Raw genomic sequence first — 12,791 nt, 5'->3', positions numbered from 1 at the left:
CCAAGGCATCGGGACGGTGTAAAAGCAAGCCGCGCCGGTTGTGACGGCGCGGCCCTCTCAGGTCATGCGGCCCGGATCAGAAGTCCAGCGCGGGGCAGCTGTCGTTGGCGTAGTAGGACACGACGTCGATGTCGCCGGAGATGATCTTCGCCTTGGCATCCTCGACGGTGGCCGTCATCTCGTCGGTGATGAGCTCTGAGTTGTTCTCGTCCACCGCGTAGCCGACGCCTTCCTCGGCGAGGCCCAGCGTCATGAACTTGCCGGTCTCGAGGTCGGCGCCCGCCGTCATGGCCTCATAGACGGCGTTGTCGACGCGCTTGAGCATGGAGGTCAGGACCGAACCCGGGTGCAGGTGGTTCTGGTTGCTGTCGACGCCGATCGAGTAAATGCCCTCGTCTGCGGCGGTCTGCAGAACGCCCAGACCCGTGCCACCGGCGGCGGCGTAGATCACATCCGCCCCCTGGCCGATCTGCGCCTTCGCCAGTTCCGCGCCCTTCACCGGGTCGTTCCATGCCGCCGGGGTGGTGCCGGTCATGTTCGCGATCACGTTGATGTCGGGGTTGACCGCCTTCGCGCCCTGGGCGTAGCCGCAGGCAAAGTGACGGATCAGCGGAATGTCCATCCCGCCGACAAAGCCGACCGTACCGGACTTCGACTCCATCGCGGCCAGCATACCCACGAGGTAAGAGCCCTGGTGTTCCTGGAAGTTGATCAGCAGAACGTTCTCAGGGATCTCCGGCAGGAAGCCGTCGACGTTCACGAACTTGGTGTCTGGGTAGTCGGCGGCGACGTTCTTGATCGGCTCGGCAAAGGAGAAACCGGTGGTGATGACCGGGTTGTAGCCTGCCTCGGCAAAGCGGCGCAGGGCCTGCTCACGCTGGGCTTCGGACTGCATCTCGATGTCCTTGTAGCTGCCGCCGGTCTCCTTCGCCCAACGCTCCGCGCCATTGTAGGCGGCCTCGTTGAACGACTTGTCGAACTTGCCGCCAAGGTCGTAGACCAGCGCCGGATCGGCCAGCGCGGCGCCGGCGGAGAGGGCCAGCGCGGCAACTGTGCCGAGGGTCTTCTGCATGAAGGTCATGGATGTCAGCTCCCAGGTGGTGGGGGCGAAAAGGCCCCTCGTTATCTGATGGACCCATCAAGACGCAGCCCCGCATGGGGGTCAAGGCGGATTCTTTAACGACGGAAGGTCACGTCAGGGCAGTATGCGTGTGAGAACAAGAGCATCATCGGCCGGTGCGCCGGGTTGCGGGTAGTAGCCCTTGCGAAGGCCGGCAGGGGTATACCCCGCAGCGGCGTAGAGCGCGCGGGCCGGGGCGTTTTGGCTGGCCACTTCGAGGAAAACGCGGCTGGCGCCTCTTTTTTCGGCATCCTGATGAAAGCACGCAAGAGTGCGCGCGGCGTGGCCTTTTCGCAGGTGGTCGGGGTCGGCGGCAAGGGCGAGAACCTCCGCCTCACCGGCCACCACGAGGCCGAGGACAAAGGCGTGCTCGGTCACGGTCAGCAGGGCGTGCGGGCGGGCCAGCGTGTCGGCGAAGGCCTGCGCCGACCATGGTTGCATGTGGGTGTAGGCGCGGGCCGAAAGATCCGCGAGGGATTCAGGTGTCATTTGGCGCGCCAATGCCGGCGTCGTCGAGGATCACCGGCGGCGGTTCTTTCGATGGTGCGGCGTCGGCAGGCCGGACATAAAGCGGCGCGGGGCGCTGGTCCGGCGTCTTGGCGGCGGCCACGCGCGCGATGGCGGCGGCCCACGCGGCCCCGGCGGGCGGCAGCGTCAGGCCTTCGTGCGGTTCTATCAGGACGGGTGTGCCACCGGGCGTGCAGGTGTAGACCTGTTGGCGCGGGGCGGGGACGGCGGCCTCCGCCTGCGGCGTGCCGTGGTGGATGACTTCGAAGGTGGAAACACCCACCGCCGGAACTCTCAGCCCCAGCGCCAGCCCGCGCGCGGTGGAGACGGAAATGCGGATGCCGGTGAAATTGCCCGGCCCGACACCGACGCCGATCCGTGTGATATCCTGCCAGCGCGCGCCAGCCTCGAGGAGGATCTCCTCCAGTAGTGGCATCAATCGTTCGGCCTGTCCGCGCCCCATTTCCTCGTTGCGGGTAAATAGGCGGTCGCCGTCCAACAAGGCGGCGATGACATGGCTGGTGGAGGTGTCGAAGGCGAGGATCATGCGCGCCTTATGCCGCGCCGGACGGGGCCGTGCAACGGGGTGGAGGCTGCGGCCGCGACGCAGACGGACCATGCAAAAGGCCGCCCCGGGGGGGCGGCCTCTGGTTCTGGCTTCGCCGATCGTATCAGACCGCGACGGGCCGGACCTCTGTCACCTCGGGAATGTAGTGCCGCAGAAGGTTCTCGATCCCCATCTTCAGCGTCAGCGTCGATGAGGGGCAGCCCGCGCAGGCGCCCTGCATGTGCAGGTAAACCACGCCCCGGTCAAAGCCGTGAAAGGTGATGTCGCCGCCGTCCTGTGCCACTGCGGGACGCACGCGGCTGTCCAGCAATTCCTTGATCTGGCCGACAATTTCCGCGTCCTCGCCAGAATGTTCCGCATGGCCACCCGCCTGAGCGCTGCCTTCGGCCATGACCGGCGCGCCGGACTGGAAATGCTCCATGATGGCACCGAGAATGGCGGGTTTCAGGTGGTCCCAATCGATGCTGTCGGCCTTCGTCACGGTGACGAAGTCCGTTCCGAAGAAGGCCCCGGTTACCCCGTTCACGGAAAACAGCCGCTGCGCCAGCGGCGAGGCGGTGGCGGTCTCTGCGGAAGGGAAGTCGGCGGTGCCCATCTCCAGCACGGTCTGGCCGGGCAGGAACTTCAGCGTGGCCGGGTTCGGCGTGGATTCGGTCTGGATGAACATCTGAAAGATACCTTGTCTGGGTTGCATACTATATGCGAAATGCGCCGCCCGACGTCAAGGATTGGAACGATTCTAAACATGGTCAGAGGATGCGCTGCGCGAGTTGCGCAGGGTCGGCTTCGCCCGGGGTCCAGAATGCGCGGGCCGCGGGGCCGAAGCGCTCCAGAACGCGGTCGAGATCGACCTGACGCAGGTGGCGGCGCAGAGCCCAGGCCGTGGCTTCGATCGCGTTGTCCGGAGTCAGGTTGTGGGCGCATCGATGGGACATGACCTCTGCGATGAACCTGTCGCGGTCGGCCCAGGGGGCAGGGCGGTCCGGGATCGTCCAGTCCTCGATCAGGATCGCTCGGAGAATGGGCGGCCGGACCTGCGCGAAATCGGCGACCTGTTGCGGCGACTGCCGGGCGCGAAAACAGTGCAGCACGGCTTCGACGGCGGTGTAGGTGGCATTATCGGTGGTCAGGTCCATCCTGTCAGCCGCATCCGCGAGGAAGGCGGAAAAATCCTTTTGCGAATGCCGGAACGTCCACGGCATCGGCATCAGGTGATGGCTTCCAGCCGCTCCTTCGACAGATCTCCGGGCACGATGGTGATCGGCACCGGTAGCGATCCGGCCGAACGGGTCATGTGGGTGACCAACGGGCCGGGGCCTTTCTTGTCGGCGGCAGCGCCAAGGACGAGGATGCCGATTTCCGGATCCTCACGCACCTGCGCGAGGATTTCGGCCACCGGGTCGCCCTCGCGGATGACGAGTTCGGGGTCCACGCCCTGCTTGTCGCGCATCCATTTGGCAAAGACCTCGAAATGCGCGTGGATGCGTTCGCGCGCCTCTTCGCGCATGATGTCCCCGACGCCGATCCAGTGGTTGAACTCCTCCGGCGGGATCACCGACAGGATCGCCACCGCTCCGCTGGACTTGGACGCACGCATGGCGGCGAAGCGCATGGCGTTCAGGCATTCTCGGGAATCGTCGAGCACGACGAGGAACTTGCGCATATGGTCTCTCCTGCGGGCGAAGAGTGGCAGAGGCTCGGGCGGCTGTCCACCACCGCGTTTCTGCGGCCCGACAGGGTCAGAGGCGGGTCAGCAGACCGGGGACGCGGGCCTCGATCCGCTCCGCACCGGCCGGTGGCAGGACGAAAAGCGCCACGTCCGTGCCGTTGTCCAACCGATAGAGCCCGCTTCCATCGGGCAGGGCGTGGGCGCAGTTTGCCAGTGCGGTTTCCAGATCGGTTGGTTCGGGGCGGTGGCCGGTGATGCGGGCAAGCTCCTCCGTCGGTACCGGGCCGGTCATGTCGACCAGCGCCGCGCGGGGAGACAGCGGACGGCCGTCGTCAGCGCGGCAGGCCAGCGTCAGCAGCAGGAGTCGCCACGGATCGTGCCGATAGCTTTGCTCCGGTCCCCATGCGAGCAGGTCTTCGCGCGACAGGCCCGCCGCCATCGGCAGCCCCGCCCGGGTCAGCACGTCGAGCTGATCGTCCAGCGTCGGCACGCGCGTGGCGCGATCCCGCATTTCGCGGCGATAGTTGTGCTGCACCACGAGCAGGACGACACCAAAAAATCCGAGGATAATCCCGATGACGATGAGCTTTGCCATGGTCTGGCCTCAGGCCGGACGCGCCCCGGACAGCGCCCAGTCCCAATACATATCGCGCAGGCGTTTCGTCATCGGCCCCACCTGGTAGGAGGTGTCCTCGAATCCCGTCACCGGTGTGATCTTGTTCATGTTGCCGGTGAGGAAAACTTCATCCGCTTCGGCGAAATCCTCGAAGCTCAGCACCGTTTCGAAGCAGTCGATGCCCTCGGCCTTCATGTTGGCCATGTGGCGGGCGCGGGTGATCCCAGCGAGAAAGGTGCCGTTTGCGATGGGAGTGAAAACCGCGCCGTCCTTCACCATGAAGACATTCGCCGTCGCGCTTTCGGCAACATTGCCCATGGCATCCGCCACCAATGCGTTGCCAAAGCCCCGGGCCCGCACCTCGGTGAGCATCCGCGCGTTGTTGGGGTAGAGGCAGCCGGCCTTTGCATTGACCACGGCGCTTTCCATGACGGGACGGCGGAAGCGCGTGCGGCCCAGCGTGGTGGCGGCCTCCGGCGGGGCCATGGGGATTTCCTCGAGGCAGATGGCAAAGCCGGTTTCCTCGGGTTGCGGCACAATGGCGGTGACGTCGCCATTGATGCCCCAGTACATCGGGCGGATATAGACGGCGGCGTTCTTCGGGTATTGTGACAGTCCTTCGCGGACGATCTCCACCATATCCCGGGGCGTGACGGTGGGGCGCAGCATCAGCGCCTCTGCCGAACGGTTCACGCGCGCGCAATGCGCGTCGAGGTCTGGGTGCACGCCATGGACGTAGCGCGCGCCGTCAAAGACATTGGACCCAAGCCATGCGCCATGGTCGGCGGCGCGGATGATCATGGCGTCTCCGTCGTGCCAGGTGCCGTTGAAGTAGGTGCGGATGTTCGTGCCGGTCGCCATGCGGGGTCTCCTTTTGCGCGCGAAGCTAGGCGCGTGGGACGCGGACGTCCAGACCGAAGCGGCCCCGCAGGCGGGGAGCGATCTTTCTGCGAAAAAAATTAGGTGCGCCTTCGCGACCGGGGGGCGTGGGGGACGATCTGAGTGCGAGTATTTGAACCTGGAAGAAGCCGGGGCGCGGTGATTTTGCCACCGTTTTTTCCGGTTTCGCACGCTTCGGGGCGCATCGGAAACCCGTCGCCGCAAAAACGCAGCCGAAGGTCGGCATTGTTCCATGCCTGCCGCCGTGAACATGGTTTAGTCAGCCCGCAAGCGTTCAGGGAGGCGTGCCCATGTCCGACATCATCCGATTCACCCTAGATGGGGAGCAGGTCGAGGCCGAGAAGGGCGTGACGATCTGGGAGGTGGCGCACGGTCGGGGGCTGAAGATCCCGCATTTGTGCCACAAGCCGCAGCCGGGGTACCGGCCCGACGGAAATTGCCGTGCCTGCATGGTGGAAATCGAGGGTGAGCGCACGCTGGCCGCCTCCTGCATCCGCGAGCCGGTCGAGGGGATGGTGGTCACCACCGCCTCCGCCCGGGCGCGTGGCGCGCGTAAAATGGTGATGGAGTTGCTGCTGGCCGACCAGCCCGAGAAGGCGGCGGCGCATGATGCATCGTCACACCTGTGGGACATGGCGGCGGAGAGCTGCGTCGCAGAGAGCCGTTTCCCGACGCTGGAGGCGGAGCGCATTCCGCTGCTCGATGACAGCCATGTGGCGATGCGGGTAAATCTGGATGCCTGCATCCAGTGCGGGCTGTGTGTACGGGCCTGCCGCGAGGTGCAGGTCAACGACGTGATCGGCATGGCCGGGCGCGGCCACGATGCCTACCCGGTCTTCGATATGGACGACCCTATGGGCGAGTCGTCCTGCGTGGCCTGTGGGGAGTGCGTGCAGGCCTGCCCGACCGGCGCGCTGATGCCGGCCTCGGCGGTGGACGCAAACCAGCAGGGCGACAGCAGGGATATCGACAGCGAGACAAAGACCGTCTGTCCCTTCTGCGGCGTCGGGTGCCAGGTCTCGGTCAAGATCAAGGAGGGGCGCGTCAAATCCGTCGAGGGCATCAACGGCCCGGCGAACGAGGGGCGGCTCTGCGTCAAGGGGCGGTTCGGTTTTGATTATATCCACCACCCGCACCGGCTGACCAAACCGCTGATCCGGCGGGACGATGCCCCCGACAAAGGGCTGAACGTGGACCCGGCAAACCCGTTCACGCACTTCCGGGAGGCGACCTGGGAAGAGGCACTGGACCGCGCCGCCCATGGGCTTGCGGATCTGCGGTCCTATTACGGGGGCACTTCCGTGGCGGGCTTCGGGTCCGCCAAGTGCACCAACGAAGAGGCCTACCTCTTCCAGAAGTTCATCCGACAGGGTTTCAAGCACAACAACGTCGACCATTGTACGCGACTGTGCCACGCGTCCTCGGTGGCGGCGCTGATGGAGAACGTCGGCAGCGGCGCGGTGACGGCGACCTTCAACGAGATCGAGAACGCAGACGTGGCGATCGTGATCGGGTCGAACCCGACAGAGAACCATCCGGTCGCGGCGACCTTCTTCAAGCAGTTCGCCAAACGCGGCGGCGAACTGATCATCATGGACCCGCGCGGCACCGCGATGAAACGGCACGCGACCCATATGCTGCAGTTCCGCCCCGGCACCGACGTGGCCCTGCTGAACGCGATCATGAACGTGATCGTTGAAGAAAAGCTATACGACCGGCAGTATATCGAAGGCTTTACCGAGGGGTTCTTTGAATTCCGCGACCATATCCGGGCCTTCACGCCCGAGCGTATGTCCGAACTCTGCGGCATTGAACCCGAGGTGATCCGAGATGTGGCGCGGCGTTTCGCCGGAGCGCGGGCGGGGATGATCTTCTGGGGCATGGGTATCAGCCAGCACATCCACGGCACCGACAACTCGCGCTGCCTGATCAGCCTCGCACTGCTTTGTGGCCATGTCGGGCGGCCGGGCACCGGGCTGCACCCGCTGAGGGGGCAGAACAACGTGCAGGGGGCGTCGGACGCGGGGCTGATCCCGCAGGTCATGCCGGACTACCAGCCGGTGACCGACGTGGAGGTGCGCGAACTGTTCAAGCACATCTGGCGCGGCACGGAGATCCAGGCCCAGCCGGGTCTGACGGTTGTGGAAATCATGGACCGCGTTTACCGCGGGGAGATTCGTGGCATGTACATTCTGGGGGAAAACCCCGCCATGTCCGACCCGGACGTGGAACACGCGAGGAAGGCGCTGGCCAAGCTCGATCACCTCGTCGTGCAGGACATCTTTCTGACCGAGACAGCGAACTACGCCGACGTGATCCTGCCCGCCGCCGCGATGCCGGAAAAGACGGGCACGGTAACGAACACCAACCGGCAGGTGCAGATGATGCGCGCGGCACTGCCCGCGCCGGGGGAGGCGCGCGAGGACTGGCAGGTGATCGTGGATCTGGCGCGCCGGATCGGACTGGACTGGGATTACGACGACCCGCGCGAGATTTTCGACGAGATGAAGATGTCCATGCGCAGCCTGCACCACATCACCTGGAAGCGGCTGGAGGCGGAGAGCGCGGTCACCTACCCCTGCAGCGGGCCGGACGATCCCGGACAGGCGGTGGTATTCGGCGACGGCTTCCCACGGCGGGCCGGCCGGGCGAAGTTCACGCCTGCGCGGGTGACGCCGCCGGCGGAGGTACCGGACGAGAATTTCCCCATGGTGCTGACCACGGGGCGGCAGCTGGAACATTGGCATACCGGGTCTATGACGCGGCGGGCAAGCGTGCTGGACGCAGTGGAGCCAGAGGCCAACTGCTCTCTGCACCCGTCCACACTGCGCAGGCTCGGGGTTGAACCGGGCGGCATGGTGCGTCTGGTGACCCGGCGCGGCGCGCTGGAGGTCATGGCCCGCGCCGACCGTGCGGTGGCACCCGACATGGTTTTCCTGCCCTTCGCCTACGTGGAGGCGGCCGCCAACATTCTAACCAATCCGGCCCTCGACCCGTTCGGGAAGATCCCGGAGTTCAAGTATTCGGCGGTGAGGGTGGAGGCTGTCGAGGACCGCGTCGCCGCCGAGTGAATGTGACGACGGGCGGGCGCTGTTTGCGCGGCGCGCAAAGGCGCCCCGCCCGCCGTCCCGCAGCGCATTGGTCCTGGCGTGGCGGGGGCCGTCGCGAGCGCCTGCGAGCATTTCTCCAATGAGAAGCGCAAGTGCGTTGACAGACCCAACCGATGCGCTGCGACGTCATGACCTCGGGTCGGGCGCGGGTTCTTTCGGCAAGCTGACGGCGGAAATGCGCCAGAGCGTCGTGGAGACCTGCGGGCCGCGACAGCAAGGGGGGCGGAATGCTTCGCAATGTGATTTTCTGGGCGCATCTATTGGCAGGACTAACCGCCGGACTGGTGGTTTTCGTTCTGGCGGTGACAGGGGCCTTGCTGGCCTTCGAGGGGCAGATCGAAGACTGGGTCCGCGCGCGCGCGATCGAGGCGCCACGGGATGCCGCCCCGCTATCGGTTGAGGTTCTTCTGGAGGCCACGGGTGCGCAGCCGGGGCAGGTTCTTACGCTGCCGCGCGGGGTGGGTGGGTTGGTGACGCTGTCGCAGGGGCGGCTGGCGTCCGTGATCGATCCATGGAGCGGCGCTGTCGTCGAAGGGGCGGGCGCGGGCGTCGCGGAATTCTTCCTCGCGGTGGAGGGGGTGCACCGTTGGCTGGCACCGGGCGGGCGGTCCGATCCGGGGCGGGAGGTGGTGGGGGCGGCGAACCTGCTTTTCCTCTGGCTCGTGGTCTCGGGGCTTTATCTGTGGTTGCCGAAGGCGTGGCGCTGGACGGTGCTGAAGACCAAGCTGTTCTTCCGCCGTGGCCTGCCGACGGCGCAGGCGCGGGATTACAATTGGCACCATGTCTTTGGCATCTGGGCGTTGGTGCCACTCTTCGTGATCGTGCTGACCGGGGTGGTGATGAGCTATTCGTGGGCCAACGCGCTGCTCTATGCCTCTGTCGGCGAGGTGGTGCCGCAGCGTGGCCCGCCCGCCAACGCACCGGCCGAAGGCCGCAACGGCACAGGCGGCGGGCAGGGCGTGCAGCGCGGCGCGAGCAATATCCCAAATGCTCTGGCAAGGCAGCCCTTGTCGGGTACGCCGCTATCCTATGCGGAGCTGATCGCAGTGGCGGAAGAGACCCGGCCGAACTGGAAGCGGGCGCAGATCGCGGTGCCGGAGAGCGGGGCAGGGGTTGTCGCGCTGACGCTGGATGCCGGTAACGGCCAGCAGCCGGCGGCAAAGACCCGGCTGGTGATGGATCGCGCCACCGGCGCGGTGATCAGAACGGAGACCGGGGCCACGGGCACGGTCGGCGCGCGGCTGCGGCTCTGGGCGCGGTTTGCCCATACCGGGCAGTACTATGGGCTGGTCGGGCAGGCCGTGGCGGGGCTGGCCTCGCTCGCTGCGGCGGTACTGGTCTATACCGGCATGGCGCTAGGGCTGCGGCGGCTCTGGCGGATGGCCCGACCGAGGCGAACCGCCTGAGACGATTTCAGCTCCAGGTGACGTCGCCGAGAAAGATGTAGCCAGCGCCGTAGATCGTCTTGATCAGGCGCGGGTTCTTCGGGTCCTCGCCGAGCTTTGTCCGCAGCCGCGAAATCCGCACGTCCATCGCCCTGTCAAAGCTGTCGCCCGCCGTGCCGCCAAGCGCCTCCTGCATCTGGGTCCGGGTGATCAGGCGCTTGGGGCTTTCGAGGAAGAGGCGCAGGACCTCCGCCTCTGCCTGCGAGAAGGCGGTCTCCTCCGCCCCGCGCTCCAGCGAGAACCGGTCGAAATGCGCGGTCCACTCGCCGAAGCGCGCCGTGGTCTGCTGTGGTCGCGCCGGTGCCTTGCGCAGGCGGGCGCGGACGCGGGCGACGACCTCGGCGGCCTCGAAGGGCTTTGTGACGTAGTCGTCGGCGCCCAGTTCCAGCCCCGTCACGCGGTCCTGCACCTGCGCGCGGCCCGAGATGATGATGACCTTCGCGCCCTGTTCCAGCGCCAGCCGGTGCACGAGCGTCAGCCCGTCGCGGTCGGGCAGGCCGAGGTCGACCAGTGCCACATCGGGCGTGGTGGTCCGGAGCGCGGCCTCGAATTCCGTCGCGCGCGAAAACGCGCGGGTGCGGAAGCCCGCCTCCTGCAGCGCCTCGGTGAGGATGTCGCGGATGGCGGGTTCGTCGTCGAGAATGGTGATCAGCGGTGCGTCGGTCATGCCCCTTCGTGACCTGTCGCGAGGAAGGCGGCAAGCGCTTCTGCGTCGAAGGGCTTCGCCAGCACCGGCGCGCGGGCGCGGGCTTCCGCGTGGTCGGGGTGGCCCCGCGGGAGCGAGGTCATCAACCGCAGCGGTATGCCGGGCGCGTGGTCGGCCAGCGCATAGCCCGGTGTGGAGCCTTCGAGCGAGACGTCCGAGAGGATCATCGCCACCGGCAGACTGTCGAGCAGGGTCGCGGCCTCGGTCACGGAGGCGGCTTCGACCACGGTATAACCGCTCGCCGTCAGCATATCGCGGATGGGGGCGCGCAGGTCGGGGCTGTCCTCTACCAGCAGAACAAGGCCGGTCTGAGGCAACACGGGCGCGAGACGCAAAGGCAGGCGCAGGGTTACGCGTGCGCCGCTGTCGGTATTGCCGAGCCGGATGGATCCGCCGGCAAGCTTCACCATGTCATAGACCATGGCCAGCCCGAGCCCCGAGCCTTCGCCCCCCTTTGTGGTGAAGAAAGGGGTGAGACCGCGCTCCAGCGCCTCCGTCGAAAAACCCGGGCCGGTGTCGCTGACGGTGATCTCCAGCCAGGTGCCCTGCACCTCGCGCGCGGCAAGGGTGATATGCGGAGCGCCGTGGCCCGCGCAGGCATGGGTGGCGTTCAGCACAAGGTTCAGAAGCGCGTCCTGCAGAAGCCCCGGATCGACCATCAGCGGCCCGGTGGTGGCGTCGTCCAGGGCGATGTCCAGACCCTCGGGCAGGGTGGGGGTCGCTAGGGTGCGCAAGTCCTCCAGAAAAGGCGTCAGCCGCAACGGTTGCGGCTGCCAGGTACGGGGCGAGGTAATGTCGGCGATGCGCTCGAGCAGCCGCCCGCCGCGCCGCGCGGCCTGCAGCGTGGCGGTAACGGAGGCGGTGGCGTCGTGGGGCAGGTCGAGCCGGGCGAGTTTTGCGTGGTGGCCGAGGATGATCGTCAGCAGGTTCGAGAAGTCATGCGCCAGACCCGAGGTCAGCTGCGCCGCCATCTCCCGTCTGCGGGTCTGTTGCAGCGCGGCGCGGGCCTGCGTCTCCTCTGTCACGTCCTGCGACAGGATGTAGACGCCCGGCTCCAGCGGGTCGGGGGTGAATGCGCCCCGGATGCGGCGCGAGGAACTTTCGTCGGTGAACTCGAAGGTCGAGGCGCGACCCTTCAGCGCCAGCTCGAAATGCGGCCGCACCCGTGCCCAGGCGGCCCCCAGTGCCTGCGAGGCATGCAGGCCGACGATGGTGGAGGGCCGCCCCGGCATCACGTCCGACAGGCGGTTGTTGGAAAAGGTATAGTGCCCGGTGGCATCGACGCGGGCGATATGGGCGGGCATCATCTCGGCGGTGGTGCGGGTGCGGGCCTCGATCTCCGTCAGCTGGCGGCGCGCCTCTTCGAGTGCGGTGATGGTGGCCGCGAGCTGGCGGTTGGTCTGGCTGAGTTCTTCGGAGCGGCGCAGGACCTCCTCCGAGAGCGTCTCGGAATGGGTGCGCAGCAGGGCTTCCTGTTGCTTGATCGCGGTGATGTCGGTGTAGACCGTCACCCATCCGCCCTGTGGGAGCGGCGCCCCCTCGACGGATATCATGCGCCCGTTGGCGCGGCTGCGCTCCATGTAATGCGGTTCGAAATCGCGGGCGAGGTCCACGCGGTCGCGGACGAAGGCGCCGGGGTCGTCGAGCGTGCCGTATTCGCCATGATCGACGAGGTGGCGGATGACTGCTTCGAAGGGGGTTCCGGGGGTGCAGAGCGCGTCGGGCAGGTCGAACATGCTCTGCATGGGGCGATTGACCAACACCAGCCGCAGGTCACGGTCGAAGATGGACAGAGCCTGCTGGATGAGGTTCAGCCCGGCGAGCGTATAGGCGGCGGTATCGGTGGTCGTGTGCATGGTGTCGAGGCTAGCGCCGGGCGCGGGCCGGGGAAAGAGGGGGCTCTGCCCCCGCCCGCCGGGGGCGGACTCCCCCGTGGTATTTGGAAACCAAAGAAGCGGGGGAGGGCAGCGCGGTGTACGAGGGTCGTCCGGTGGTGGCCCGCCGGGGCGGCGGCGCGCGCACTGCGGGGAGAGCGGGTGCAAGGTTTCGTTACATTCTGGAAATGCTCAGGAAAAAGTTGACCGTGAGCGTAGGGCAAGCCCAAACTGGCCTCAGAATCGTGGCGCGTGGCGTCAAAGCGGTCGCGGCCC

At 66.8% G+C, this 12,791-nt stretch carries 12 protein-coding genes; 2 read left to right on the top strand and 10 right to left on the bottom strand.

The features are described from left to right. Window positions 1-76: 76 nt before the first annotated feature. The 8 genes from J5474_RS03795 to J5474_RS03760 form a co-directional block, all read right to left on the bottom strand. Window positions 77-1,081: a BMP family lipoprotein gene (locus tag J5474_RS03795; RefSeq protein ID WP_209359435.1), complete on the bottom strand. Its 1,005-nt coding sequence runs from the start codon at window positions 1,079-1,081 to the stop codon at window positions 77-79. Between the two features lie 114 nt (window positions 1,082-1,195). Next, window positions 1,196-1,609 (bottom strand): GNAT family N-acetyltransferase, encoded by a 414-nt coding sequence (locus tag J5474_RS03790; protein ID WP_209359434.1) that lies wholly within the window; start codon window positions 1,607-1,609, stop codon window positions 1,196-1,198. Further along, the gene (gene tsaB / locus J5474_RS03785) at window positions 1,599-2,174 is read right to left on the bottom strand and encodes a tRNA (adenosine(37)-N6)-threonylcarbamoyltransferase complex dimerization subunit type 1 TsaB (protein ID WP_209359433.1); all 576 of its coding nucleotides are present in this window, start codon (window positions 2,172-2,174) and stop codon (window positions 1,599-1,601) included. Before tsaB ends, J5474_RS03790 begins: the two co-directional genes overlap by 11 nt. A gap of 124 nt (window positions 2,175-2,298) precedes the next feature. Next, on the bottom strand, window positions 2,299-2,862 hold the full coding sequence (locus J5474_RS03780) for a NifU family protein (protein WP_209359432.1): 564 nt from the start codon (window positions 2,860-2,862) through the stop codon (window positions 2,299-2,301). 82 nt (window positions 2,863-2,944) lie between these two features. Next, window positions 2,945-3,403: a DUF2267 domain-containing protein gene (locus J5474_RS03775; RefSeq protein WP_209359431.1), complete on the bottom strand. Its 459-nt coding sequence runs from the start codon at window positions 3,401-3,403 to the stop codon at window positions 2,945-2,947. Then, window positions 3,403-3,858: a universal stress protein gene (locus tag J5474_RS03770; RefSeq protein ID WP_209359430.1), complete on the bottom strand. Its 456-nt coding sequence runs from the start codon at window positions 3,856-3,858 to the stop codon at window positions 3,403-3,405. The genes J5474_RS03775 and J5474_RS03770 overlap by 1 nt, the downstream gene beginning before the upstream one ends. A 76-nt stretch (window positions 3,859-3,934) precedes the next feature. Continuing rightward, window positions 3,935-4,459 (bottom strand): hypothetical protein, encoded by a 525-nt coding sequence (locus J5474_RS03765; protein WP_209359429.1) that lies wholly within the window; start codon window positions 4,457-4,459, stop codon window positions 3,935-3,937. Between the two features lie 9 nt (window positions 4,460-4,468). After that, on the bottom strand, window positions 4,469-5,341 hold the full coding sequence (locus J5474_RS03760; RefSeq protein WP_209359428.1) for a branched-chain amino acid aminotransferase: 873 nt from the start codon (window positions 5,339-5,341) through the stop codon (window positions 4,469-4,471). Between the two features lie 329 nt (window positions 5,342-5,670). On the opposite strand from J5474_RS03760, the gene fdhF reads away from it, so the two are divergent. Further along, complete coding sequence (gene fdhF / locus J5474_RS03755) at window positions 5,671-8,451, top strand: formate dehydrogenase subunit alpha (RefSeq protein ID WP_209359427.1); 2,781 nt, start codon at window positions 5,671-5,673, stop codon at window positions 8,449-8,451. A gap of 266 nt (window positions 8,452-8,717) precedes the next feature. Beyond that, window positions 8,718-9,896, top strand: coding sequence for a PepSY-associated TM helix domain-containing protein (locus J5474_RS03750; protein WP_209359426.1), 1,179 nt, complete (start codon window positions 8,718-8,720; stop codon window positions 9,894-9,896). Window positions 9,897-9,903: 7 nt separating this feature from the next. Here J5474_RS03750 and J5474_RS03745 read toward each other — a convergent pair whose 3' ends face one another. Together J5474_RS03745 and J5474_RS03740 are read right to left on the bottom strand one after the other, a co-directional pair. Beyond that, complete coding sequence (locus J5474_RS03745) at window positions 9,904-10,602, bottom strand: response regulator transcription factor (protein WP_209359425.1); 699 nt, start codon at window positions 10,600-10,602, stop codon at window positions 9,904-9,906. Next, the gene (locus tag J5474_RS03740) at window positions 10,599-12,497 is read right to left on the bottom strand and encodes a PAS-domain containing protein (protein WP_209359424.1); all 1,899 of its coding nucleotides are present in this window, start codon (window positions 12,495-12,497) and stop codon (window positions 10,599-10,601) included. Before J5474_RS03740 ends, J5474_RS03745 begins: the two co-directional genes overlap by 4 nt. Window positions 12,498-12,791 lie beyond the last annotated feature (294 nt).

Source organism: Sagittula salina (assembly GCF_017813235.1).
Lineage (GTDB): Bacteria > Pseudomonadota > Alphaproteobacteria > Rhodobacterales > Rhodobacteraceae > Sagittula > Sagittula salina.
This window is presented reverse-complemented; position numbering and strand designations above follow the sequence as displayed.